A 23,808-nucleotide genomic window follows, 5' to 3' on the forward strand; every position below is an offset into this window, starting at 1 on the left:
TCCAGCGCCTTAACCTTTGATAAGCCCCAGTTCGCTGCGCACCCGTGACAGGGTGACGTCCGTCATGCCCAGGTACGAGGCCAGGTGCCGCAGCGGAATGCGGTCGGCCCACTGGGGGCGTTCGCGCACCAGCTTTTCGTAGCGCTGGCGGGCGCCGAGCTGCAGGAACTCCTGCTCGCGCTGCATCTTGCCGTCCAGCAGTGCGCAGAGCGTGCGGTGTTCCAGGCTTGCCCATGCGGGCCAGGTGGCGGCTGGCCCGACCGTGGCCGGCCAGCGCAGGGCCCACAGCACGGTGGCGTCTTCCATCGGTTCCACGTGAAACATTGCCGGTGTTTCGCGCAGCCAAGGGGTGACAGGCCAGAGCATGCTGCCGTCCAGGAAGAAGTTCTTGTTGGACTCTGCCCCTTCGCTGTCCAGGTAGTACAGGCGCAGGGCCCCGCGCTCCACCCACCACAGGTGCTGCCAGCGATCGCCCGCTTGCAGCAGCGGTTGCCCACGCTGCAACTGCAGGCGCTGGGCACTGGCCCACCAATCCTGAACGGGGGGCGGCGCGGAGCCCAGCAACTGGGTCAGGAACAGGGTAAGGGGCGTAGAAACAGACACGGCCAGCGCAAAGTGGGAAAATCGCGGGTTACCCGCCGGGCTCCGGGCCGTTGTGCCCAGGCTGCCGAGGCGGGCCGAGGGGCTTGCGCACCTGCCAGTCAGCCGCTGCACACCCCCGGGTTTTCATTATCGGGCCCACCAGGCTCTCGGAGTTCTCCATGTTGTACCCCCAGGAATTTGATGTGATCGTTGTCGGCGGTGGCCATGCAGGCACCGAAGCCGCGCTGGCTGCCGCGCGCATGGGGCAAAGAACCCTGCTGCTCACGCACAACATCGAGACGCTGGGGCAGATGAGCTGCAACCCGAGCATCGGCGGCATCGGCAAGGGCCACCTGGTGAAAGAAGTGGACGCTCTGGGCGGCGCGATGGCGCTGGCCACGGACGAGGGCGGCATCCAGTTCCGCATTCTCAACAGCTCCAAGGGCCCGGCCGTGCGTGCCACCCGGGCCCAGGCCGATCGCATTCTGTACAAGGCCGCCATCCGCCGCATGCTGGAGAACCAGCCCAACCTGTGGCTGTTCCAGCAGGCGGTGGACGACCTGATGGTGGAGGGCGACCGGGTGGTGGGCGCCGTGACGCAGGTGGGCATCCGCTTCCGGTCGCGCACGGTGGTGCTCACCGCCGGGACCTTCCTGGACGGCAAGATCCATGTGGGCCTGAACAACTACGCGGCCGGCCGGGCAGGGGACCCGCCCGCCGTGTCGCTGTCGGCGCGGCTCAAGGAGCTGCAGCTGCCGCAGGGCCGGCTCAAGACCGGCACGCCCCCCCGCCTGGACGGGCGCAGCATCGACTTTTCGAAGTGCCTGGAGCAGCCCGGCGACGGCATGCCGGGCGGCGTGAACGAGGGCACGGTGCCGGTGTTCAGCTACATGGCCCATGCGCACGGCGGTGCCGCGATGCACCCGCGCCAGATGCCCTGCTGGATCACCCACACCAACGAGCGCACGCACGAGATCATCCGCAGCGGCTTCGACCGCAGCCCCATGTTTACCGGCAAGATCGAGGGCGTGGGCCCGCGCTACTGCCCGAGTGTGGAAGACAAGATCAACCGCTTTGCCGACAAGGACAGCCACCAGATCTTCCTGGAGCCCGAAGGCCTGACGACCCACGAGTTCTACCCCAACGGCATCTCCACCAGCCTGCCGTTCGACATCCAGTACGATCTGGTGCGCAGCATGCCGGGGCTGGAGAACGCGCACATCCTGCGCCCCGGCTACGCCATCGAGTACGACTATTTCGACCCCCGTTCGCTCAAGAGCAGCTTCGAGACGCGGCAGATCCAGGGTTTGTTCTTTGCCGGGCAGATCAACGGCACCACCGGCTACGAAGAAGCGGCGGCGCAGGGTTTGTTTGCCGGCATCAACGCCGCGCTGCAGTGCCGGGGCGATGCCCCCTGGCTGCCCGGCCGCGACGAGGCCTACCTGGGCGTGCTGGTGGACGACCTGATCACCAAGGGGGTGACCGAGCCCTACCGAATGTTCACCAGCCGGGCCGAGTTCCGCCTCCAGCTGCGCGAAGACAACGCGGACATGCGCCTGACCGAAGCAGGGCGCCGCATGGGCCTGGTGGACGACGCGCGCTGGGATGCCTTCAGCCGCAAGCGGGACGCTGTTTCACGTGAAACAGAACGCCTGAAGGCCACCTGGGTGAACCCGCGCAGCCTGCCTGCGGCCGAATCGGAGCGCGTGCTGGGCAAGAGCATCGAGCACGAGTACAACCTGTTTGAACTGCTGCGCCGCCCCGACGTGAGCTACGCCAACCTGATGTCGCTGGACGGCGGCAAGCATGCCTCGGCCGATGTTTCACGTGAAACGCTGGGTGCGCTCACTGACTCGGTGCTGGAGCAGGTCGAGATCGCCGCCAAGTACGCGGGCTACATCGACCGGCAAAAGGACGAGGTGGAGCGCGCCGCCCACTTCGAGAAGCTGCGCCTGCCGCCCGACCTGGACTACCTGCAGGTCACTGCCCTGAGTTTCGAGGCCCGCCAGGTACTGAGCCGCCACCGGCCGGAGACCTTGGGTCATGCGTCGCGCATCACCGGCATCACCCCGGCGGCGATTTCTCTGTTGATGGTCCACCTGAAGAAGGGCGGCTTCAAGGAGTTTGCCGTGGCCCCGTCCAAGGCCGAAGGCGAAGTGGCGGCATGACGATGACGGTATCCCACAACGACGTGTTGCGCAGCCAGTTGCAGGCGGGCGCCGAGGCCTTGGGCCTGGGCCTGGAGGATGGGCAGGTCGGCCAGCTGATGGACTTTCTGGCACTGCTGCAGAAGTGGAACAAGGTCTACAACCTGACCTCGGTGCGCGACCCGCAGGAGATGATGACGCACCACCTGCTGGACAGCCTGGCGGCAGTGGCGCCGCTGCGCCGGCACCTCGCCACCCTGGAGTCGCAGGGCCTGGCGGCGGGCACGGTGCGCCTGCTGGATGTGGGCTCGGGCGGCGGTCTGCCCGGGGTGGTGTTTGCGATCTGCTGCCCGGGGGTGGATGTGAGCTGCGTGGACACCGTGGGCAAGAAGGCGGCTTTCATCCAGCAGGCGGCGGTGTCCTTGAAGCTGCGCAACCTGCACGGGGTGCATGCACGCGTGGAGACCTTGACGACACCGTTCGACATCATCAGCTGCCGCGCGTTTGCCTCGCTGCCCGACTTCGTGACCTGGTCGCAGGGCGCGCTGGCCACGCCCCACGGCGTGTGGCTGGCCATGAAGGGCAAGCACCCCGAGGATGAGATCGCCGCCTTGCCCGCGGGTGCATCGGTGTTTCACGTGGAACCACTGTCCGTGCCGGGCCTGGAGGCCGAGCGCTGCATCATCTGGTTGAAGCCCGCCTGAAGTTTTTGGGGCGTGTGGACCGGCGGGTGGCACGCGAACGACGGAGCAGGGCAGGGTGGTCGCTTAAACTCGGCTGCTCATTCGGTGGGTGCGCATACCGCGGCACCCACCCAGCACACCGGGAGAGATCATGTTCGGCATCGCAGACTATGGCGCCTTTGTCGCCGCCATCGTGTTGTTCCTGGCCATCCCGGGTCCTGGCAATCTGGCGCTGATCACCTCGACGAGCAAGGGCGGCGTGCGGGGCGGCCTCGGCGCCACGATGGGTGTGATCGCGGGCGACCAGGTGCTGATGTGGGCCGCGGTGGCCGGTGTGGCCACCCTGCTGGCTACCTACCCCACGGCCTTCCATGCGGTGCAGTGGCTGGGCGCGGCCTACCTGGCCTGGCTGGGGTTCAAGATGCTGACCGCCAAACCCGGCGCCAAGCCGGTCCTGAACATCGAGCCGCGCCACTACTTCAAGCAGGCCGCGCTGATCACCTTGCTCAACCCCAAGGCCATCGTGTTCTACATGGCGTTCTTCCCCCTGTTCGTGGACCCGGCGCGCCACCAGGGCATGCTGACCTTCGGCGTGATGGCCGCCACCGTGGCCGCGCTCACGTTCGCATACGGCCTGATCGCCGTGCTGCTCACCCACTTTCTGGCCGAGCGCATGCGCGCCAATCCGCGCATCGGCCGCGGGCTGGAAAAGCTGGCCGGCGTGTTCCTCATCGGCTTTGGCATCAAGCTGGCCATCTCCAAATAAAACTACACGGACTGCTGCATCCACATGGCCAAGATCTTTTGCGTTGCCAACCAGAAAGGTGGGGTCGGCAAGACCACCACCACCGTCAACCTGGCCGCCGGGCTGGCCAAGATCGGGCAGCGGGTGCTGATGGTCGACCTGGACCCCCAGGGCAATGCCACCATGGGCTCGGGCGTGGACAAGCGCAGCCTGGAGCTCACGGTGTACGACGTGCTGCTCGAATCCGCTTCGGTCAAGGAAGCCGCGGTGCACTCGGACAAATGCGGCTACTGGGTGCTGGGCGCCAACCGGGAGCTCGCGGGCGCCGAGGTGGAGCTGGTGACCCTGGAGCACCGCGAAAAGCGCCTGAAGGCCGCGCTGGCCGAGGTGGACGGCGACTACGACTTCGTGCTCATCGACTGCCCGCCGTCGCTGTCCATGCTCACGCTCAACGGCCTGTGCAGCGCGCACGGGGTCATCGTGCCGATGCAGTGCGAGTACTTCGCGCTCGAAGGGCTGACCGACCTGGTCAACACCATCAAGCAGGTGCATGCCAATCTCAATGCCGACCTGCAGATCATCGGCCTGCTGCGCGTGATGTTCGACCCGCGCATCACCTTGCAGCAGCAGGTGAGCGACCAGCTCAAGGGCCACTTTGGCGACAAGGTGTTCAACAGCGTGATCCCGCGCAACGTGCGCCTGGCGGAGGCGCCCAGCTACGGCCTGCCCGGCGTGGTGTTCGACCCGGCGGCCAAGGGCAGCCAGGCGTTCGTCGAGTTCGCGCAAGAGATGGTCGAGCGCGTGCAGACCATGCCCGCACCGGGGGCGGCAACGGCCGATTCAGTGGTCAAAATGGCCCCTACCGCTTGATAGGCGAGCGCTAGCAGCTACTAAATTAATAGCAATGAAGGCATCCAACATCTTGCTCTTGCCTGGCTGGCAGAACTCCGGCCCCGGCCATTGGCAAAGCCGCTGGGAGGCTGTGCACGGCTACCACCGCGTGGAGCAGCACGACTGGATGCGCCCGCTGCGGGGCGACTGGTCGGCCCGGCTGCAGGAGACGGTGGTGGATGCCGACGGCCCGGTGGTGCTCGTCGCCCACAGCCTGGGCTGCATCCTCACGGCGTGGTGGGCCGCGCATTCGCCCCTGGCCCACCGCGTGCGCGGCGCGCTGCTGGTGGCGCCGGGCGATGTGGAGCGGCCCGACCTGGCCGCGCAGATCCACGGCTGGGCACCGATCGCGCGCCAGCCGCTGCCGTTTCCGGCCTTGCTGGTGGGCAGCCGCAACGACCCCTACTGCAGCCTGGAGCGCGCGCAGGGCATGGCGCAGGCCTGGGGCGCCCGGTTCGTCGACTACGGCGAGCGCGGCCACATCAATGCCGAGTCGGGCCTTGCCGACTGGGACGAAGGCCATGGCTGGCTGCAACCACTGCTGCAGGCGCAGCCGGTGGCATGAAGTTCATGCGATGGCCCTTCTTCTTCGGGCGCCGGGGCGCTGCGCAGCCCGCAGCCACCGCCCCTGCAACGCCCCGGCGGCGTGCGGCACCTTTCTGGCTGGGCGATGCCCTGCAGGCGGTGCTGGCCTGGCTGCTGCCCAGCAGCGCCGTGGTGGTGGCGGCGCTGGGCCAGTTCGTGCTGGCCGCCGTGCTGTGCGTGGTGGCCTGTGGCATCTGGCTGCGCCTGTGGCGCGGGCGGGTGCGGGGGCGCGGGGCAGGGCGCCCCAAGGGCTGATGCCGCACGCACAGCGCCGCCTGGCCCCCGCATTCCCTTCGCGAACATCCTCCCGCTGACCCACCTTGCCGCATGTCCCAGATCCATCTGCCTTCCGTCGCCCATACCTTGCCCCATGCCTGGCGCTCCACCGTCGTGGGCCGGGCGGCGGGCGCCAACGTCAAGGTGCTGCGCATGGACGCGCAGGCCTACCCCGACGAAACCCACGACTTCGACGAAGCGCTGCTCGTCCTGGACGGCCAGATGAACCTGGACCTGCAGGGCCGGCGCGTGCAGGTGGGCGCGGGCGAGGTCTACATCGTCCCGGCCGGCGTCCCGCACGCGGTGGCCGAGGGCAGCCACGGCACGCTGGTGATCATCGACCGCTGAGCGGCATTGATCGGCACCCATTCTTTCCATCCATCTTCCGGACACTCACCCATGGTCACCAAGAAACCCAAGGGCCTCGGCCGCGGCCTCGAAGCCCTGCTGGGCCCCAAAGTCGCTGAAAAAGCAGAGCAGGCGCAGGCCGTCGAAGCCGGCCTGCCCAGCACCCTGCCCCTGACCGAGATGGTGGCGGGCATGTACCAGCCCCGCACCCGCATGGACGAAGGCGCGCTGTACGAGCTGGCCGAGTCCATCAAGGCCCAGGGCATCATGCAGCCCATCCTGGTGCGGCGCCTGGCCGATGGGGACAACGCCGGCAAGTACGAAATCATCGCGGGCGAGCGGCGCTTTCGCGCCGCGCGCCTGGCGGGCCTGGACACCGTGCCGGTGCTGGTGCGCGACGTGCCCAACGAGTCCGCCGCGGCCATGGCGCTCATCGAGAACATCCAGCGCGAGGACCTGAACCCGCTGGAAGAAGCCCACGGCCTGCAGCGCCTGGTCCGCGAGTTCGGCCTCACGCACGAGCTGGCCGCACAGGCGGTGGGCCGCTCGCGCAGCGCGGCCAGCAACCTGCTGCGCCTCTTGAACTTGGCCGAGCCGGTGCAGACCATGCTGATGGCGGGTGACATCGACATGGGCCACGCGCGCGCGCTACTGTCGCTCGACCGCGCCGCGCAGATCACCGCCGGCAACCAGATCGCGGCCAAGAAGCTGTCGGTGCGCGAGGCCGAGGCCCTGGTCAAGAAAATCGGCGCCGAGTTCAGCCTGGTGCCGCAAAAGCCCCAGAAGGAAAAGTCGCGCGACCTGAAGCGGGTGGAAGAAGAGCTGTCCGACCTGCTCATGGCCGAGGTGGAGGTGCGCGTGAAGAAACGCGTCAAGCGCCACGGCCGCGTGGAAGACATGGGCGAGCTGGCGATCCAGTTCGGCTCGCTCGAGGCGCTCAACGGCCTGATTGATCGGCTGCGAAAGTAAGTAAAGTAGATGCCCGCCCGGGCGGCGGGTGGCGCCCTGCGGCGAGCGGATGCGCCACCGCCCGGTGGCCCGGCAGGTTCGCGGCAGGGGCGCGGCAGGGTGGCGCGCCCCGTCTTGCCGGTGCGATGCGTGAAATAGCGCACACAAGCAGTTTCCACACGTAACTTGCACAGGCAAAATGCGTGTGTGCGAGGCCTACACTGCGCTGCGTTCAACACCCCGGGTTGACGATGGCCAGGCCGCTTCAGAACCGCCACGCACATGGCGTGCGTGCTGCAGTCCACGATGGTTTGCCGGGTGATCGATCCACCTTCTGGAATCCACAGACCATGCTCTCTTTCGCGCTTCGTTCGTCCTTGGGCAAGCCCTGCGGCCTGCCGGGGCCCGGCCTTGCCGCCTGTGCGCCCGCGAACGAGACAGGCGCTCCCCGTTCCGCCCTGCACGGCCCTGCCGGGCGCGTTGAGGGGCGTGCTGCGCGCCGGCAGTTGTTCAACCTTTGACACATCAGCGATGCCGTCCCTGCGCATGCCCTGGCCCCTGCCCGCGTTGGTCGCGTGGGCCTGCGCGTGGCTGGTTTTCGTCGCGCTGCAGCGCGCGGCCGTGCCGCCCGTGGCTGCGCTGGGCGTGGCCTGCGTGCTGGGCACGGCGGCCAGCCTGCTGGGCGGCAGCTGGTGGCGCCGCGGCCTGATTGCCGCGGGGTTTCCGCTGTCGCTGGCGCTGCTGGGCGCGGCCAGCCTGCCCACCTGGGCCTGGCTGGTGCCGCTGATCTTGCTGCTGCTGGTCTACCCGCTCAATGCCTGGCGCGATGCCCCGGTGTTCCCCACGCCCCCGCATGCGCTCAAGTCGCTGGCCTCGCAGGCGCCGTTGCCGCTCGATGCCCGCATCCTGGATGCCGGCAGCGGGCTGGGCGATGGCCTCAAGGCCCTGCGCCAGGCCTACCCGGCCGCGCAGCTCGAGGGCATCGAGTGGAGCTGGCCCCTGCGCCTGCTGTGCGCGCTGCGCTGCCCCTGGGCCTACGTGCGCCGCGCCGACATGTGGGCCGAGGACTGGAGCCCCTACCGGATGGTGTATGTGTTCCAGCGGCCTGAAAGCATGGCACGCGCCGCCGCCAAGGCCCAGGCCGAGCTGGCCCCCGGCGCGTGGCTGGTCAGCCTGGAGTTCGCGGTGCCCGGCGTGCTGCCCAGCGTGCAGTTGCGCGTGCCGGGCGGGCGCGTGGTGTGGCTCTACCGCATGCCGCTACACCGTGCGGAGGCTTGATATGTGCGGTTGCAACACGATCACTGTCGGTTACAGAAAAGATACAAGCTTTTGCTACATTGCGTGTCTGGCTACAACCCCATACAAAACAACCAAGAAACTCACAGCCAGAGGGGGTCGCCAGCAGCACGTTAATGCGCCGAGAGGGGGCGCACGTGCCGCCAGCACCGTCCTCATCCGGCCGTCCCACCCTGCAGACACCCGTTGTTTTCAACGCCGTCATGGTGCGCACGCTTGCGGCGGCGCCATCGTGGCGCGGGGTCGTCCTGCGTGCGGGCCGTGCCGGGGTTTTCTGGTGCGCAACCGACCGTCCTGCTAGGAACATCCATGACCACCCAACTGTCCCGTTTTCGCCCACGCCTGCTGTGGGTGCTGACGCTGAGCGCCGCCCTGACCGGCTGCGCCACCATGCAGAGCCACGACAAGCTCGCCACCGACATGCAGGCCGCCGGCCGCACGGGCGGCATTCCCGCGGCCATCGCGCAGCTGGAAAGCACGGCCAAGACCGAGGATGAAAAGACAGCGCTGCTCTACAACATGGAACGTGGCGAGCTGTTGCGCATGGACCGCCGCTACCCCGACAGCACCAACGCCTTCCTGCTGGCCGACACCAAGGTCAAGGAATGGGAGGAGACCGCCAAGACCAACCCCAGCAAACTCATGGGCACCGTGGGCGCCGCGCTGATCAGCGAACGCCTGAAGGTCTACGAAGGTCAGGACTATGAAAAGGTGTGGGTCACCACGCGCCTGGCCCTGAACCGCATGGCCGTGGGCGACTTCGAGAACGCCCGCGTGGACATCAAGCGCACGCACGAGCGCGAAGCCATCATTGCCGAGTTCCGCGCCAAGGAAACCCTGGCGGCCGAAGAAGAAGCCAAGTCCAAGGGCGCGACCTCGGGCGGCAAGGAGCTCAACGGCTACCCCGTCGAGACGCTCAACGATCCCGAAGTGCTGGCGCTCAAGAACGGCTACTCCAACGCCCTGAGCCACTACCTCGCGGGTTTCCTGTACGAAATGCTCAACGAGCCCGGCCTGGCAGCGCCCGGCTACCGCAAGGCCATCGAACTCAAGCCCGAAACCGGCGTGCTCGAAGAAGGCCTGCGTGGCCTGGACACGCGCACCGGCTTCACCTGGAAGCGCCGCCAGCGCATGACGGACGTGCTCTTCATCGTCGAAGCCGGTGACGCGCCCGCCCGCAAGCCCAAGGCGTTCACGCTGCCCGTTCCCACGGGCCGGGGCCTGGTCACGGCCAGCATCTCCTACCCGGTGATCGAGCCCTCCAAGGACGCGCTGCTCACCACGATCTCGGCCGCCGGCACCAACCTCAAGCTGGAAAAAGTGGTGGACGTGAACGTGATGGCCCGCCGTGCGCTCAAGGACGAAATGCCCGGCATGGTGCTGCGTGGCTTTACCCGCGCGGTGGCCAAGGGCGTGCTGCAAAACGAGTTGCAAAAGCGCGGCGGCCTGGTCGGCGGCCTGATCGGCGCAGCCGCCTCGGTGGCCACCGAGCAGGCGGACGACCGCATGTGGCGCATGCTGCCCGGCCGCGTGTACGTGGCCCGCGGCTACCTGCCTCCGGGCGAGCACGTGGTGACGGTGAACGGCCGCGCACTGCCCCAGCCCATCAAGATCGACGGCCAGTACGCCCTGGTGCCCCTGCGCATGTACGACAACAGCGTGCTGACCGGCGACGTGGCCATGCTGGGCCAGTTGCCCACTGTGGCCGCTGCATCGCAGCCCGCTGCAGAGCCTGCCGTCACGACCCGCACCACCACGACGACCACCACCAACAACCGCGCCCGCCAGGTGCCCAAGTCGGCGGTCAAGTCCACCTCGACCAAGCCCGCGCCTGCCGCGAAGAACTGAAAACCACCATGTCCCATATCCAAGGAGCCTCTGGCATGAGAACCCGTATCGCCCTTGCTGCCGCAGCACCTGCCATTGCGTGCGCGGCGCTCACCCTGACCCTGGCCACCGCGGCCAGCGCCCAGCTGCACGACCCGGCCACCCCGCTGGCCGTGGCCTCCAAGGTCGCCCTGCGCGGCGAAGCCAACAGCATCGCCGTGCGCGAAATGCGCATCGTGCGCAAGAACGACATCCTGGTGGTGCAGGCCGACATGGCCAACATGGGCCGCACCGACCGCACCGTGTTCTACCGATTCAAGTGGCTGGACAACGTCGGCAACCAGGTGGGCGACGGCGAATCCTGGAAGCAGATGAGCGTGCTCGGCCTGGGCCAGCAGACCGTGAAAAGCGTGGCCCCTACCGCCGCAGCGGTCGACCTGCGCCTAGAGATGAACGTCGAGCCGCGCTGAACCAGCGTTGCCCATCGAAATATTGTTGAGTGAGGAGTAGAAAACCATGACAAAGAACACCATCCGGCGCAGCGCGCTCGTCCTGGCCTTCGCGGCCAGCACCCTGGCCCTGTCGGCCTGCCAGAACCTGTCTTCGCCCACCGTGCGTTTTGACCGCCAGGTCAACTACGGCGACGCCAAGGCTGTGGAGCTGGTGACCAACGAGTTCGGCTCCACCGACCTGCAGATGATTGCCGAGAAGATGACCGGCGGCCTGCTGGAAACCGGCATCTTCCAGGGCCGCCCCACGGTGACGATCTCCACCGTGAAGAACAAGACCAGCGAATACATCGACACCACCAACGTGATGAGCTCGATCCAGACCGCGCTGGTCAAGTCGGGCAAGGTGCGCTTCGTGCGCTCCATCAACGAGATGCAGCAGGGCGTGGACGAGTTGCAGCGCCAGAACCAGAGCGGCCTGTACAAGCAGGGCACCACCGCCAAGGTCGGCCAGATGACGGCGGCCAAATACACCATGGAAGGCGAGCTGACCAGCATCGTCAAGCAGAACAACGCCACCAAGGACGTGTACTACAAGTTCACGCTGAAGCTGTTTGACGTGCAGGAAGGCACGATCGAATGGCAGGACGAAAAAGAGATTCGCAAAACAAGCAAAAGGTAAGAAGCCCCCCTGAGTCGCTGCGCGCCTTCCCCCGAGGGGGACGCCACCCGTGGCCTGGCGGAGCCAGTTCCACGGTGGCGCTGGCGGGCGGCGCGCTCACTTCATGCGGCGTGGGGTCCCTCCGGCGCCGTCCGAATGAATCATTGAAGACGCTCACAAGGAGCACACCATGCAACGCAGAACCACTTTGCACACGGCCCTGGCCGTGATCGCCGCCACCACCATGGCCTGGGGCGGCACCGCCCTGGCGCAGCAGCCCGGCGCGGCGCCCAAGATCGCCGTGACCGACCTGGCCTACGCCCAGCGCGTGTCCGAGTACTTCCTGGCCGGCACCTACCAGCGCAGCAGCCAGATGAGCGCGCAGGCCAGCCACGGCGGCGGCCACAGCCACGGCATGTACGGCGGCTCGGGCTCGTACTCGGGCCAGCAGTCCATGCAGGCGTCCGAGCAGGCCAGCGGCACCTACGTGGCCGGCCGCTACAGCTACATCGAGCAGCGCGAACTGGGCGGCTACACCAACGACATCAAGGGCGCCATCCTGCAGGGCACCTACTTCCGCCTGATCCAGGGCAAGGGCTTCGACGCAGGCAAGCCCCAGCCCTCCAAGGCCGAGCAGGTGCTCAACCAGGTGCAGGGCGGCAAGATGGCCACGCCGCAGGTGCAGCCCCAGGTCAACGACGTGATCAGCCGCATCAAGAAGGGCGAGTTCAACGGCGCCGACTACGTGCTGTTCGGCGTGGTGTCGAGCATCGACTTCACCGACGCGCTCTCGCCCCTGCAGGGCACCACCAGTGCCACGCGCCAGTACGGCCTGCAGCTCCTGGCGGACTTCTCGCTGATCAACACCAAGACGTACGAGATCAAGGCTGCGTTCTCCGCCCAGGGCGAGGGCAACGACACCAAGATCCTGTCGATCCGTGGCGACATCGCCCCGCCCAACCGCGCCAAGGTGATCCGCGAGACCTCGCTGTCGCTGGCGCAGGACGTGTACCAGCAGATGGCCATGCAACTGGGCTACACCGACGCCCACCTGGCGCGCGGCGTGCGCCCGGCACCGGTGTACCAGCAGGGCGGCCAGCCCATGCCTGTGCCGCAGCCACAGCAGCCTGAGCAAGTCATCATCTTGAAGTAACCCCCTGAGCGACTTTGCCGCTTCCCCCAAAGGGGGGCGCCACCCGTGGCCTGGCGAAGCCAGTTCCACGGTGGCACTGGCCTGGGGCGTGCCAGTGCGGGGCGCTGTGCCATAGTGTTTGACGGCATTTCTGAGGACATTGCGGCCATGCCAGACTTCGGTGTGCACCACGCCCGGCAACCACCGCTCCGAAACCTTTCCTTCCGTTCGTTCGCCGCATCGCTGCGGCCCCGGGCCAGCCTTGCGCTGGCCTTTTGCATGGCGCTGGGTGGTGTGGCGGGGCTGCTGACCGGGTGCGCGGGGCCGGCGCAGGTTGATGCACCGGCAGTGTCCGAGACCATGGCGGGCGGGTATGAACCCGCTTCTGCCGATGACGCCGACGCTGCTGCAGTGGCTGCAGCGCAGGGCGAGCACTTCGTGCGCCGGTCGCTGCCAGGTGCGGACGGGGCCACGACGCTGCAGGTCCTCACGCGCGACGCGCGCACCGCGCCGTTACGTTACCGCGTGATCGTCATCCCGGGCTCCGGCTGCGCGGGCATGGGGCCGATCGCCGAGCGCTACTTCGCCGGTCTGCTGCACGCGCAGGTGCTGGTGCTGCACAAGCCCGGTGTGGACCCGCAGGCACGCACGGCCCCGGGCGATTGCGCGCGGGACTTTGTGCTGCACGACCGCCTGTCCGCCTGGCTCGCGCATGCACGCGCTGCCCTGCAGGCCGATGCGCAGCAGCGCGCGCGGGAAGGCGGGCCCGCGCTGCCCCAGCTGCTGGTCGGCATCTCCGAAGGGGCCGAGCTCTTGCCCGCCCTGGCGCCCGACGTGCCGCAATTGGCGGGCCTGGTGCTGCTGTCGGCCAGTGGGCTCGATCCGCAGGAGGCGGGCACGCTGCATGCGCAGCGCCTGGGCGCGCAGGCGGACTGGGACGCACTGGCCCGCAGGGTGGCCAGCCGCCAGCCCGACACCGCCGTGGCGCAGGGCCGCAGCCTGGGCTACTGGCGCGACCTGTGGAGCTGGCCGCTCACGCTGCCGCTGGTGCGCAGCCCCTGGCCGCTGCTGCAGGTGTGGGGCGCCGACGATGCGCTGGTGCCCGCTGCGGCCTACGAGCGATTTACCGGGCTGGCCGCGGTGCGCACCGTGCCGTACTGCGCGCGCAGCCTTGCCGGCGCCGACCACGGCCTGCAGCGCCGCACTGCCGATGGGGCCGCCGACGGGGTGCAGCAGGTCTGGGCCTGGACCGAGCAATGGGCACGCACCCCGGCCGCCGGGCTGTGCGCGCCCCTGGGGCGCTGACCAGCCATGGCGCGCACCGCTGCACTGTGTCTGAGCCTTGCGCTGGCCCTGCTGGCACCCGCCGCTGTCGGCCAGACGGTGCCTGCTCCCGCGTGCGGTGATTTCCTGGCCGCGCAGCGGCACACGCCGCCGGGCCTGCAATGGACGGGATGCACCGAAGACCACTTTCGCCAACTGCGCGCCCTGGTCGCCACCTACCGCGTGCCGGGCGCCCAGGCCGCCGCCGTGGAGCGCTACCTCGTGCGCCGCACCGGCATGGCGCGCCTGCACTTCGTGTGCTGCGGCTGGGAGCCCCGCAACCGCCGCGGCCGCGAGGGCGCCGGCAGCCTGCCGGGTCCGGCCGAGGCGTACATCGTGGAGATGGCTGCCGGCGACACCCTGGTCACGCGCCGCAGCGACTGGGCGCAGATCCCGTGGTTCGAGGTGCGCGTCACGCTGCCGCTGGAGTCGCCGTAGCCCCGGCGCTCCTGCTCAGCGCGGCCGGTACATCTTGAACAGCTGCTCCGGCCCCACCGTGAAGTAGTCGGCCGGGCCCCCGGCGCGCAGGATGTGGCCGGCGTTGGCGGTGTCGTACACACCGTCCTTGAGCAGCCGCTTGTCGATGTGCACCACCACCACCTCGCCCAGCACCAGCCAGGTGGGCACCTGCACGCCATCGGCGCCCTGCAGCTGCAGGATCTGCGTGCTGCGGCATTCGAAGGCCACGGGGCTCTCGGCCACGCGCGGCGGGCGCACCTGCGCGGACGGCCGCGGCGTGAGGCCCGCAAGGGTGAACTCGCTGACCTCGGGCGGCGCGTTGGCGCAGCTCTGGTTCATGGCCTCGGCCAGGTCGCGCGTGGCCAGGTTCCACACGAACTCGCCGGTCTCCTGCACATTGCGCACCGTGTCCTTGAAGCCGATGCTCGCAAAGCCCACGATGGGCGGCACGTAGTTGAACGCGTTGAAAAAACTGTAGGGCGCCAGGTTGGTGGCGCCCGCCGCGCTCTGCGTGGAGATCCAGCCGATGGGGCGCGGCCCCACGATGGCGTTGAACGGGTCGTGCGGCAGGCCGTGGCCCTGGCGGGGTTCGTAGCTGTGGATGGCGGAATCGGTCATGGCGGGCGCGCTGGGCGGGTGCGGGTTGGATGCAAGGGACGCAGGAAGGCCCATCGTAGAACCAACTCAGCCTGCGTGCGGGCCTGGGGGTATCGCCTGGGCCGCGGCCTGCGCCAGGAGCCAGGCGCAGAACGCGTCGAGCCGCGGGTGGGTGCCCGCGCGGCGCCGCAGCACGTAGTCGTAGCCCGAGGCCACGAAGCCCAGCGGTGCCACCAGCCGGCCGGCCTGCACGTCGTCCATCACCAGGTGCCAGGGCGCCACGGCCACGCCCAGGCCGCGCACGGCGGCTTCCAGGGTGAAGTAGTAGTGCTCGAACTCGGGCGCCGTGGGGCCCGCCGTGGGCAGCGGCGCGCCGGAGGCTGCGGCCCACATGGCCCAGGCATTGCGCCGCGTGCGGGTGTGCAGCATGAGCGGCGGCAGGGCCGGGGTGGCCATGTCGGCGGGTTGGCGCAGGGTCAGGCGCTGTGCCAGCGCGGGGCTCAGCACCGGGCCGAGGTGTTCGGCAAACAGGCGCGGCGGGGCGGTGCCGGTGCCTGGCTCACCCCCGTACTCCGGGGCGTTCCCCGAGTGGTCGCAGGCTTCGGCGGTGATGGCCACGTCGCAGTGCGTGGGGTCGGCTCCGGGGCCGGTGCGCAGGCGCACCTCGATGCCGGGGTGCCGCGCCTGGAAGTCGAACAGCCGCGGGATCAGCCACTTGACGGTGAGGGTGCTGAAGCAGGCGACGTCCACCGGGCCGCGGCTGCCGTCGCTGACCTCGCGCACGGCGTCGGCGATGTGCGCGAACGCCGTGGTCAGCACGGGCTGCAGCACGCGCGCCGCCGGGGTGAGCGTGGGCCGGGCCTTGCTGCCGTCGAACAGCGGCACGCCCAGGTGCTGCTCGAGCTGGCGCACCTGGCGGCTCACCGCGCCGGGCGTGACCGACAGCTCATCGGCCGCAGCGGTCATGCGGCCAAGGCGGGCAGCGGCTTCGAAGGCGCGCAGAGCGCTCAGCGGGGGCAGGCGGTGGTGGCTCATCTATGTGAGTTTATGGCACGCATGGGTGGAGAAATCATCGCTTTTCATGGAAGAGGCGGATGGCAAGAATGGCCGCCGGCTGGTGCGGTGGCGGCCTGAAAGGCGTGTGACTGCCCCGACCCACCGAACTCCGATTATTTGATATTGAAGAACATACAGGAAGCACTTCATGCCCTTCATCCGTACCAACGTTCCGCAAGACACCCCCGCCGCCACGCGCGAAGCCATCGTGCAAGGTATCCACCAGGCACTGGTGGACAGCATCGGCATGCCGCCGGACGAACTGTTCAACCTGGTGGCCGGCTATGCGCCAGGCGACTTCGCCTGCAGCCGCACCTTCAACGGCGTGGCCCGCTCCGACCGCGTGGTGGTGGTGGAGATCACCCTGCGGCGCGGGCGCAGCGATGCGATGAAGCGCGCCCTGTATGCCGCCGTTGCGCGCAACCTGCAGTCGATGGCGGGCGTGGCCCCGGCCGATGTGTTCATCTTCATGCACGAGAACGACTATTCCGACTGGTCCGTGGGCCACGGCCGGTTCGCCATGGAGCTGGCGCAGCAAACGGGCGCGCCCCGCTGAGCGGAGTCTGCGGCTGGCGCGCCGCCGGCACCGCGGGCAGGCACAACGTACGCTCCATTATTTGCTATTAAATAAATAGCTTCTAGCGCTTGCCGAGAGCGCGCTAGGCAGTGCTTTTGCCGATGAAAGAGCTTGGCGGCTGCCCCATGGCCGTCTTGAACATCGCCGAAAACGCGCTGTCGCTCGCGTAGCCACTGGCCGCCGCCACCTGGGCCACGGGCTCGCCGCGCGCCAGGCGGGGCAGGGCGTGGGCCAGCACCGCCTGGCGGCGCCACTGCGCAAAACCCATGCTGAACTGCGCGCGGAACAGGCGCGCCAGCGTGCGCTCGCTGGCGCCGCTGTCGGCCGCCCAGTCGTGCAGCGTGGCGTAGCGGCCCGGCGCGTCCAGCACGGCCTGGCACAGCGCACGCAGGCGCTTGTCGCTGCCCGGCCCGGGCAGGGGCACGCCCAGGGCCAGGCTTTCGGCGTGGCCGATCTCATCGAGCACCAGACCGGTCAGGGCCGCCATGCGCGCGGGGCCGGGCGGCGGGCCGCCCACCGGGTCCAGCGCGGACACCAGTTCGCGCAGCAGCGGCGTCACCGCCATCACGCGGCAGTGGGCCCCCACGGCCGGCACCACGCTGGGGTCGATGTACAGCGTGCGAAAGGCCGCGGCCTCCAGCACCGCCACCGCATGCAGCGCGCCGGGGGCGATCCACACCGCGCGCGAGGGCGGCACGATGTACGCCGTGGCGGCGGCCGCGGCGTGCACGCTCACCTGGATCACCCCGCTGGCGCAGTAGGCCAGCTGCCCCCAGGCGTGGCGGTGGGGCTCGAAGTGCATGTCGGCCGGCATGTCGCGCGCCCGCACCCGCACGGGGCTCTCGGGCGTGGGGGTGAACGGGTCGATGTCTCCAAGCGGAGCGGCTTGGCTGGTGCGGGCCATGGCGGGGTTGGCAAAAAAAGCGGTGTGTTGCGCTGGCGGTCTGCCGCAGACCAACGGTTTGGCGCAAATTCGCCGAAAGCTGTCGTTCCGTCGCATTCCAGAAACCGGGGCCCAATACTACGATGCCCCCATGACCACCGCAAACGCCACCAGCCTTCCGCCTGCCCCCATCCCGTTGCGCGCTGACGCCAGCGTCATCGGGCTGGTCGGCATCGCCCACCTCATCAGCCATTACAGCCAGCTGCTGCTCGCACCGCTGTTCCCGTGGCTGAAAGACGCGTTCCAGGTCGGCTACACCGAGCTGGGTTTTCTCATGACCATCTTCTTCGTGGTCTCGTGCGCGGTGCAGGCGGGCTCGGGCTTCGTGGTGGACCGCTTCGGGCCCCGGCCCATCCTGTTCGGCGGTCTGGCGTTGCTGGGCCTGGCGGCCTTCGGTTTTGCGGCCAGCACCAGCTACGCCATGCTGGCGGGCTTTTCGGTGCTGGCAGGCATCGGCAACGGCGTATTCCACCCGGTGGACTACACGCTGCTCAACCGCCGGGTGAGCGCGCCGCGCCTGGGCCATGCCTACAGCGTGCACGGCATCACCGGCAGCCTGGGCTGGGCGCTCGCCCCCGCCATGCTGGTGCCGATCGCCATCGCCACCTCGTGGCGCGTGGCGCTGGTGTGCGCGGGCGTGCTGGCGTTCTCGGTGCTGCTGGTGCTGCTGGTCAGCCGCCGCCACCTGGCGCTGCCACCCCTGCCTGCGCCGAGCCCTGCGGCCAAGTCCGCCGCCACGGGTGCGGCGGGGCAGGGCGGCAATTTCGCGTTCCTGCGCATCCCGGCCGTGTGGATGTGCTTTGCGTTCTTCTTCTTCTACGCCGTGGCGCTGAACGTGGTGCAGGCCTTCGCCCCCGAGGCCGCGCGCCAGCTGCACGCCGTGCCCGTGGCGCTGGCTGCGATGTGCCTCACGGTCTACATGGTGGCCAGCGCGGGCGGCATGGTGCTGGGCGGCTTTCTGGCGGCCGACCCCACCCGCTGCGAGCGCATCGTGGGCATCGGTTTCGGCCTGGCGGCCTGCGTGGCCGTGGCACTGGCCCTGGCGCACCCGCCCGGCGTGCTGGTGCCCGTGCTGTTCGGCGTGATGGGCTTTTGCGCGGGCATCGCCGGCCCGTCGCGCGACCTGCTGGTCAAGCGCTCCACGCCCGAGGGCTCCACCGGCCGCGTCTACGGCATCGTGTACTCGGGCCTGGATATCGGCCAGGCGCTGTCGCCGCTGCTGTTCGGCGTGCTGCTCGACCAGGGCCGCTTCACGGCAGTGCTGCTGGGGCTGGCCGTGGTGCAGGGCGTGCTGATCGCCAGCGCGTTCAATGTGCGCCGGGTGCGCAGGACAGCCCTGGCTTGATGGAGAGAACTGACTGAGCCACCAGCTGTTGCGACCCCTGTGCGGTGAGATCGTGCGACGAGGCTGGGCGACAATGTAGCCGTGCGTTGGACGGTGCAAGCCGTGACTTGGTACGCGATGTCCACCGCAGCCGCAGGTTCAGCGAGAGCCTATTTCGTTGTGGCAATAGTGGACTGAAAGATGGCTAAAAAGAAATTGACCACCAAAGGGGTGGCATTGCCTGGTAATCCTGACGGCATGCCGCTCAGTGAACTGCTGGCATTGCTGGAGAACGACTCCAACGACGAACATGCGCAGACGGCAATATTGGACACCGGAAAAATCCTGTTTTCGTCTTCGAGGCGCAAAGGGCTCGCTGCCTGGAAGACGCTCGGGACCTCGATAACTGCAGCGCCGAAGACCAGCTTGGCTGCCTGGCTAGGACACCGCGATTCCATTGCGGCCTTGGAGCGGCAAGGTCTGGCGATTCCCCACTCCAAAATCTTTGCACGCGATCCACAATTGAAACCCGACCCCCATGGCCTGGGGCTTTCTGTGGAGCAAAAAGCTACGGATCTTTTTGTGCGCTGCGTGGCCTTCTGGGGCGCGCAGTCGATACAGCGCGCGGCTCTCGCGTGCGCAGAGCTGCAGTTCGCTGCGCGCAACCGCGCTCCTGCTGCGTTGTTGGTGTTGCGAAACGCTGCGATGGCCGCGGCCCGCAACTACATCGCTTGTCCCGGTGACGCCACCCGGTTGGCTGCGGTACAGGCATCCGAGGCTTGCTGGCAACACTGGGAAAAGCACCGCAACCCAGACAGTGCTGCTGCCCGTGCCACCTGGGAACATCTGGGCGCCCCCTGGTTTGCCGCCACGTTGGCGGGGGACGCCATGGACCTGACGGAATATGACGGCCCTCCACCCCGAGTCGCCAGCGGTACCTGGGGTGCCCGCAGCACGAGTCATCTCAACCATGCCGCAGAAGCCGCAGGGCACTGGACAAGCCCAGCCGAAGCCTTGCGTGCGATGCAGGAGGCCTTGCTGGCTTGGGCACTGAGCGACGCGCCAGAGGCAGAGTTCACCTAGACTTTCATCCACCATAGCTTCAGGAAAATTGTGTCCACCATGCCCCCGTCCGGCGCCGTCGTTTTTGCCAAGGATATTCAGCGGCTCGCTGCGTTCTACGAGCAGCTGTGCGGCCTGACCGTGGTGCATGCCGAGAGCGACCACATCGTGCTGGAGTCGGGCGCGGTGCAGATCGTGGTCCACGCCATTCCGAAGCGGATCGCCCGGACCATCACCATCACGCAGCCGCCCGTGGTGCGTGAGGAGACCCCCATCAAGCTGTTCTTCGCCGTGCCGGACCTCGCCCAGGCCCGGCTGCGGGCTGCGGAGCTGGGCGGGCAGATAGCGCCTGCAGGCAAGGAATGGGAGGCCCGGGGCTTTCGGGCCTGCGATGGCCATGACCCCGAAGGCAACGTGATCCAGCTGCGCCAGCGCCTGGCCTGACGCGGCCGGGCCGGCGCGCAGAAAAAGGCAGGGTGCCAGCATGGAGTGCGCCGATGTGCTGCAATGCGCTCCGGTCCCGGCAGGCAACGAACAACCCAGCCGCCGGGCACTGACCATTCTTTCCCTGTGCTTGACCCCATCCCCAGACCAGAAACCCTGCCATGACCTCTCCCCTGTACAACGCCAGCGTCCCGGTTCTTCGCCAGATGCTGAACTCGCTCAAAGACATCCTGGCCAAGACCGAGGCCCACGCCACGGCCCGCAAGATCGAGCCCGACGCCCTGCTGCAGGCGCGGCTGTTCCCGGACATGTTTCCCCTGGCGCGCCAGGTGCTGATCGCCTGCGACTTCGCCAAGGGCGTGGCGGCGCGGCTGGCGGGTGTGGACGTGCCCTCGTACCCGGACGCGGACCGCCCCGGTTTTGCTGATCTGAACCAGCGCATCGACACCGTGCTCGCCTTCATCGCGAGCCTGCCCGTGGAGGCCTTTGCCGATGCCGCCACGCGCACCATCATCCTGCAGGCCGGCACGCCGAAGGAAAAGCAGTTTGTGGGCGAGCAGTACCTGCTGCACTACGGCCTGCCGCAGTTCTTCTTCCACGTGACCACCGCCTATGCGCTGGCCCGCCACAACGGCGTGGAGCTGGGCAAGCGCGATTACATGGGCAAGGCCTGAAGCCCCCTGAGCCGCTGCGCGGCTTCCCCCTCAGGGGGACGCACCCAGTGGCCCGGCGAAGCCGGTTCCACGGGTGCACTGGCGTTGGGGGCGCGCCAGTGGTTGAGGGCGTGGCGGAATCGGGCTTGGGCAGCCGCGCCTCCCGATATTTCACAACCCGTTCGGGCTGAGCTTGTCGAAGCCGGTGCGCAAACGTTGCACCATCAAGCCCTGAGTTCAGCGAGCAATCTGTGGGTGACGGCGGTTACCTGGCCACGCCAGCGGGACTGCGGCGCACCCAGGCGATCAGCACGCTCAGTACACGCGGGCGCCACGACAGCGTGAACGCGATGGTGAGCGCCGCGCCCGCGAGCGCCATGAACCATACCAGCGACGCCATCGATGCGTGGTCCACGGCCAGGCACAGGGCCAGGGCCACGAGCAGGCCGGTGGCGCCCATCCAGCGCAGGGTGCGCACGGTGTGGCGCTGCAGGGGCTCGGTGCCGCGCACCTGCTCCCAGTGCGCGTCCATCGACAAGGCCAGCCATCCGAGGCTGATCACATTGACCGCCACGGCGGCGGTCAGCAGCAGGGCGTCAGGCACGGGCGGTCTCCAGCGCAGCGGCGGCGCCTGCATCTGTGCCAGAGGGGGTCAACTGACACTGAGCGCGGCGATGGAGCTTGCGCGCGGCGAGCACGGCGATGGCGCTGCTGGCCAGGATGGCCAGGTCCACACCGGCCACCGGCCAGTAGCCGTTGCCGATGGTGCGCAGCAGGTGGTCGCCGGTGGTCACCCAGTTGAGCAGCACCGCGGCCACGCCCAGCACGGCGATGGCCCAGCACTGCTCGGCCCAGGCCGGTGCCATGCGGGCGCTGGCGACGGGGGCGGTGCGCCAGATGCCGTGCGCGAACGCCAGGGCCCAGGCGCCCCAGAAGATGGCTTGTTCCCAGTCTCCGCGCCCTGCGAGGTCTGTGGGCAGCAGGCGGTTGCCGATGAGCATGGTCAGCGCTGCGATGACGATGCCCGTCACGGTGGACACCGCGAACGCATCCACCCAGCGCGCACCGGTCACACCCTGCTTGGCGTGCTGGCGCTTGCGCTTTTCCACGAAGAAGATGAAGCCGGTGGCAATGCACACGCAGCCCGACAGGCCGCCCAGCACATACAGCCAGCGCAGCAGCCAGTGGCGAAAGTGCTGCAGGTGCAGGCCGGTGAGGAAGGTGTTGACGCTGGCCACCGCGGTCTGGGGCGGGTCTTCGCGCAGCACGTCGCCGGTGCTGCCCTTGAAGTGGATGCCGTTGCCCACCAGCGCGATGCGGTCGGTGCCCGCGCGGTAGATGCTCACGTACGCATTGGCATCGCCCACGTGCCGCACCACCAGAAAGCCCACGTCGCCCGCCATGCCCTGCGCGGCCCACCGGCGCTGGGCTTCGGTGACCATGGTGTCCACGGAGGCCAGCGTGCCGGGCACGCCCGCGCGGTCGTGGGGCAGGCCGGTCTCGGCGGCCTCGTGTTTTTCATGCAGCTCGTGCAGCGGGTGCAGCTGCGTGTGCGTGATGGGAAAGTAGGTCCCGCCAAAGATCACCAGCCCCGAGAACGCGAAGGTGAAGTGAAACGGCAGCGCCACCACGCCCGTGAGGTTGTGCAGGTCGAGCGCGCTGCGCTGCGTGTGCTTCTTGGGGCGGAAGGTGAACAGCTCGCGGAAGATCTTGCGGTGCATCACCACGCCGCTGACCAGGGCCACCAGCATCATCAGCGCTGCGAACCCCACGACCCAGGTGCCCAGGTTCTTCCAGTTCAGGTTCAGGCTGTAGTGCAGCGGGTAGAAGAACTGGCTGCCGATCTTGAGGTGGTCATCGGGCAGCGCCGCGCCCGAGCGCGGGTCGATGGTGCGGCTGCCCCAGACGGTGTCTTCGGGGTCCTTGGCGTTGGGCAGCTCATAGCCTGCAAACAGGCCCAGCACCGGGTCGCGGTGGGTGGTGTAGGCGCTCCAGGTGTTGATGACCGGAAAGCTCTGCGCGATGGGCCCGTTCACGCGGCTCTTGGCCGCCTCCACGTTGGCCGCATCGGGCTTCATGTCCTGGAACACCGGCTTCAGGACCTTGTCGAACGAGGGCATCGGCTGCGGTTCGAACCGCGTCGCAGGAATCGCCCAGCGGTCGATCTCGCGGTCGAACACCGACAGCGAGCCGAAGAAGAAAACGACCATCAGCACGAAGCCCAGCACCAGGCCGAACCAGGTGTGCAGCCAGGCCATGGTGAGCCGGAAATTTTGAAACATGGGACCTATCTCCTTAGGGCGTGCAGATCACAGGATGGCGCGCTGCACCAGCCAGGCAGCACCCGTCATCACCGCGCCGCCGCCGGCCAGCACCAGCCACACGCGCTTCACGCTCGCCGCCGCAAAGGCCCACACAAAGGCCACCAGAAAGACGATGAAACCCACGATGTAGCCCAGCGCCTCGGCGTCGTGGAACTCCATGCGGGCCGCGAACAGCAGGCCGATGGCCAGCGCGATGAAGCCCCAGGTGAAGGCATACCCGCCCAGCACCCCCGCTGCGATGCGCGAAACGATGTTCAGGCGGGAGACTGCGCTGGTGGCCATGGGTGCGAAGATGCGAGTGGGATTGGTGATGAGACTGATTCGTAATTATGCCGTCCCTCGACCGATTACCCCATGGATGCCATGGTGATTGGGCGTCTTGCGGCGGCTGTGCGGCGCGCCGGTGGCGGGCGCTCTGCGCGCGTTTCGCAGGCCGCGTGCCGTCCTAGAATCGGCATTTCCGGTACCCCGGTCTC

The 23,808-nt window shown here is 68.4% G+C and carries 27 protein-coding genes; 20 read left to right on the forward strand and 7 right to left on the reverse strand.

Annotated features, from left to right (window positions below; genetic code table 11):
* Positions 1 to 9: 9 nt before the first annotated feature.
* Complete coding sequence (locus ACSQ3D_RS13715) at positions 10 to 603, reverse strand: Crp/Fnr family transcriptional regulator (RefSeq protein WP_436127282.1); 594 nt, start codon at positions 601 to 603, stop codon at positions 10 to 12.
* 158 nt (positions 604 to 761) lie between these two features.
* Between ACSQ3D_RS13715 and mnmG the strand changes: the two genes are divergently transcribed.
* The 15 genes from mnmG (at position 762) to ACSQ3D_RS13790 (ending at position 14,331) form a co-directional block, all read left to right on the forward strand.
* Positions 762 to 2,750, forward strand: coding sequence for a tRNA uridine-5-carboxymethylaminomethyl(34) synthesis enzyme MnmG (gene mnmG, locus ACSQ3D_RS13720; protein WP_436127283.1), 1,989 nt, complete (start codon positions 762 to 764; stop codon positions 2,748 to 2,750).
* Positions 2,751 to 2,752: 2 nt separating this feature from the next.
* A complete protein-coding gene (gene rsmG, locus ACSQ3D_RS13725) occupies positions 2,753 to 3,433 on the forward strand; it encodes a 16S rRNA (guanine(527)-N(7))-methyltransferase RsmG (RefSeq protein WP_436127284.1) in 681 nt (226 codons plus the stop codon).
* A 130-nt stretch (positions 3,434 to 3,563) separates the two neighbouring features.
* Positions 3,564 to 4,178: a LysE family transporter gene (locus ACSQ3D_RS13730; protein WP_056410615.1), complete on the forward strand. Its 615-nt coding sequence runs from the start codon at positions 3,564 to 3,566 to the stop codon at positions 4,176 to 4,178.
* Between the two features lie 24 nt (positions 4,179 to 4,202).
* Entirely contained in the window at positions 4,203 to 5,027 is an 825-nt protein-coding gene (locus ACSQ3D_RS13735; protein ID WP_056410612.1) for a ParA family protein, read from the forward strand.
* Between the two features lie 34 nt (positions 5,028 to 5,061).
* Positions 5,062 to 5,613, forward strand: a complete 552-nt coding sequence (locus ACSQ3D_RS13740; RefSeq protein ID WP_436127285.1) for an RBBP9/YdeN family alpha/beta hydrolase — start codon at positions 5,062 to 5,064, stop codon at positions 5,611 to 5,613.
* On the forward strand, positions 5,610 to 5,888 hold the full coding sequence (locus tag ACSQ3D_RS13745) for a hypothetical protein (RefSeq protein ID WP_436127286.1): 279 nt from the start codon (positions 5,610 to 5,612) through the stop codon (positions 5,886 to 5,888). The genes ACSQ3D_RS13740 and ACSQ3D_RS13745 overlap by 4 nt, the downstream gene beginning before the upstream one ends.
* A 72-nt stretch (positions 5,889 to 5,960) precedes the next feature.
* Positions 5,961 to 6,257: a cupin domain-containing protein gene (locus ACSQ3D_RS13750; RefSeq protein WP_056410606.1), complete on the forward strand. Its 297-nt coding sequence runs from the start codon at positions 5,961 to 5,963 to the stop codon at positions 6,255 to 6,257.
* Positions 6,258 to 6,308: 51 nt separating this feature from the next.
* Complete coding sequence (locus ACSQ3D_RS13755; RefSeq protein WP_436127287.1) at positions 6,309 to 7,226, forward strand: ParB/RepB/Spo0J family partition protein; 918 nt, start codon at positions 6,309 to 6,311, stop codon at positions 7,224 to 7,226.
* Positions 7,227 to 7,736: 510 nt separating this feature from the next.
* Positions 7,737 to 8,483: a hypothetical protein gene (locus ACSQ3D_RS13760; protein ID WP_056410600.1), complete on the forward strand. Its 747-nt coding sequence runs from the start codon at positions 7,737 to 7,739 to the stop codon at positions 8,481 to 8,483.
* A 327-nt stretch (positions 8,484 to 8,810) separates the two neighbouring features.
* Entirely contained in the window at positions 8,811 to 10,349 is a 1,539-nt protein-coding gene (locus ACSQ3D_RS13765) for a COG3014 family protein (protein ID WP_056410598.1), read from the forward strand.
* Positions 10,350 to 10,384: 35 nt separating this feature from the next.
* Positions 10,385 to 10,798, forward strand: coding sequence for a YcfL family protein (locus ACSQ3D_RS13770; RefSeq protein ID WP_056171663.1), 414 nt, complete (start codon positions 10,385 to 10,387; stop codon positions 10,796 to 10,798).
* A gap of 46 nt (positions 10,799 to 10,844) precedes the next feature.
* A complete protein-coding gene (gene lpoB / locus ACSQ3D_RS13775; protein ID WP_436127288.1) occupies positions 10,845 to 11,459 on the forward strand; it encodes a penicillin-binding protein activator LpoB in 615 nt (204 codons plus the stop codon).
* Between the two features lie 169 nt (positions 11,460 to 11,628).
* Positions 11,629 to 12,591, forward strand: coding sequence for a hypothetical protein (locus tag ACSQ3D_RS13780; RefSeq protein ID WP_396504228.1), 963 nt, complete (start codon positions 11,629 to 11,631; stop codon positions 12,589 to 12,591).
* A 147-nt stretch (positions 12,592 to 12,738) separates the two neighbouring features.
* The gene (locus ACSQ3D_RS13785; RefSeq protein WP_436127289.1) at positions 12,739 to 13,875 is read left to right on the forward strand and encodes an alpha/beta hydrolase; all 1,137 of its coding nucleotides are present in this window, start codon (positions 12,739 to 12,741) and stop codon (positions 13,873 to 13,875) included.
* Positions 13,876 to 13,881: 6 nt separating this feature from the next.
* A complete protein-coding gene (locus ACSQ3D_RS13790; protein WP_436127290.1) occupies positions 13,882 to 14,331 on the forward strand; it encodes a DUF4952 domain-containing protein in 450 nt (149 codons plus the stop codon).
* A 15-nt stretch (positions 14,332 to 14,346) separates the two neighbouring features.
* Here ACSQ3D_RS13790 and ACSQ3D_RS13795 read toward each other — a convergent pair whose 3' ends face one another.
* Together ACSQ3D_RS13795 and ACSQ3D_RS13800 are read right to left on the reverse strand one after the other, a co-directional pair.
* Positions 14,347 to 14,970: a flavin reductase family protein gene (locus ACSQ3D_RS13795; protein WP_436127291.1), complete on the reverse strand. Its 624-nt coding sequence runs from the start codon at positions 14,968 to 14,970 to the stop codon at positions 14,347 to 14,349.
* A 66-nt stretch (positions 14,971 to 15,036) separates the two neighbouring features.
* Positions 15,037 to 15,984 (reverse strand): LysR substrate-binding domain-containing protein, encoded by a 948-nt coding sequence (locus ACSQ3D_RS13800; protein WP_056410584.1) that lies wholly within the window; start codon positions 15,982 to 15,984, stop codon positions 15,037 to 15,039.
* A gap of 169 nt (positions 15,985 to 16,153) precedes the next feature.
* Here ACSQ3D_RS13800 and ACSQ3D_RS13805 point away from each other — a divergent pair, with 169 nt between their 5' ends.
* Positions 16,154 to 16,561 carry a tautomerase family protein gene (locus ACSQ3D_RS13805; RefSeq protein WP_396504232.1) on the forward strand — a complete coding sequence of 136 codons (408 nt, stop codon included), beginning with the start codon at positions 16,154 to 16,156 and terminating at the stop codon, positions 16,559 to 16,561.
* Between the two features lie 103 nt (positions 16,562 to 16,664).
* Here ACSQ3D_RS13805 and ACSQ3D_RS13810 read toward each other — a convergent pair whose 3' ends face one another.
* The gene (locus ACSQ3D_RS13810) at positions 16,665 to 17,486 is read right to left on the reverse strand and encodes an AraC family transcriptional regulator (protein WP_056410577.1); all 822 of its coding nucleotides are present in this window, start codon (positions 17,484 to 17,486) and stop codon (positions 16,665 to 16,667) included.
* Positions 17,487 to 17,616: 130 nt separating this feature from the next.
* On the opposite strand from ACSQ3D_RS13810, the gene ACSQ3D_RS13815 reads away from it, so the two are divergent.
* The 4 genes from ACSQ3D_RS13815 to ACSQ3D_RS13830 all read left to right on the forward strand — a co-directional run bounded on the left by ACSQ3D_RS13815 (position 17,617) and on the right by ACSQ3D_RS13830 (position 21,029).
* Entirely contained in the window at positions 17,617 to 18,870 is a 1,254-nt protein-coding gene (locus ACSQ3D_RS13815) for an MFS transporter (RefSeq protein ID WP_056166581.1), read from the forward strand.
* Positions 18,871 to 19,050: 180 nt separating this feature from the next.
* Positions 19,051 to 19,932, forward strand: coding sequence for a hypothetical protein (locus ACSQ3D_RS13820; RefSeq protein WP_436127292.1), 882 nt, complete (start codon positions 19,051 to 19,053; stop codon positions 19,930 to 19,932).
* Positions 19,933 to 19,971: 39 nt separating this feature from the next.
* Positions 19,972 to 20,355: a VOC family protein gene (locus ACSQ3D_RS13825; RefSeq protein WP_056410568.1), complete on the forward strand. Its 384-nt coding sequence runs from the start codon at positions 19,972 to 19,974 to the stop codon at positions 20,353 to 20,355.
* A 161-nt stretch (positions 20,356 to 20,516) separates the two neighbouring features.
* On the forward strand, positions 20,517 to 21,029 hold the full coding sequence (locus tag ACSQ3D_RS13830) for a DUF1993 domain-containing protein (protein WP_056166591.1): 513 nt from the start codon (positions 20,517 to 20,519) through the stop codon (positions 21,027 to 21,029).
* A 244-nt stretch (positions 21,030 to 21,273) separates the two neighbouring features.
* Here the strand turns inward: ACSQ3D_RS13830 and ACSQ3D_RS13835 are convergent, their stop codons facing one another.
* From ACSQ3D_RS13835 to ACSQ3D_RS13845, 3 genes are read right to left on the reverse strand one after another with little or no spacing between them, the layout of a single operon-like run.
* Positions 21,274 to 21,612 (reverse strand): DUF3325 domain-containing protein, encoded by a 339-nt coding sequence (locus tag ACSQ3D_RS13835; RefSeq protein ID WP_396504237.1) that lies wholly within the window; start codon positions 21,610 to 21,612, stop codon positions 21,274 to 21,276.
* Positions 21,605 to 23,290, reverse strand: coding sequence for a PepSY-associated TM helix domain-containing protein (locus ACSQ3D_RS13840; protein ID WP_436127293.1), 1,686 nt, complete (start codon positions 23,288 to 23,290; stop codon positions 21,605 to 21,607). The genes ACSQ3D_RS13835 and ACSQ3D_RS13840 overlap by 8 nt, the downstream gene beginning before the upstream one ends.
* Positions 23,291 to 23,317: 27 nt before the next feature.
* Positions 23,318 to 23,614 carry a hypothetical protein gene (locus tag ACSQ3D_RS13845; RefSeq protein WP_056410563.1) on the reverse strand — a complete coding sequence of 99 codons (297 nt, stop codon included), beginning with the start codon at positions 23,612 to 23,614 and terminating at the stop codon, positions 23,318 to 23,320.
* Positions 23,615 to 23,808: the final 194 nt, after the last annotated feature.

It is taken from the genome of Acidovorax sp. LjRoot117, assembly GCF_964252695.1.
GTDB lineage: Bacteria > Pseudomonadota > Gammaproteobacteria > Burkholderiales > Burkholderiaceae_C > Acidovorax.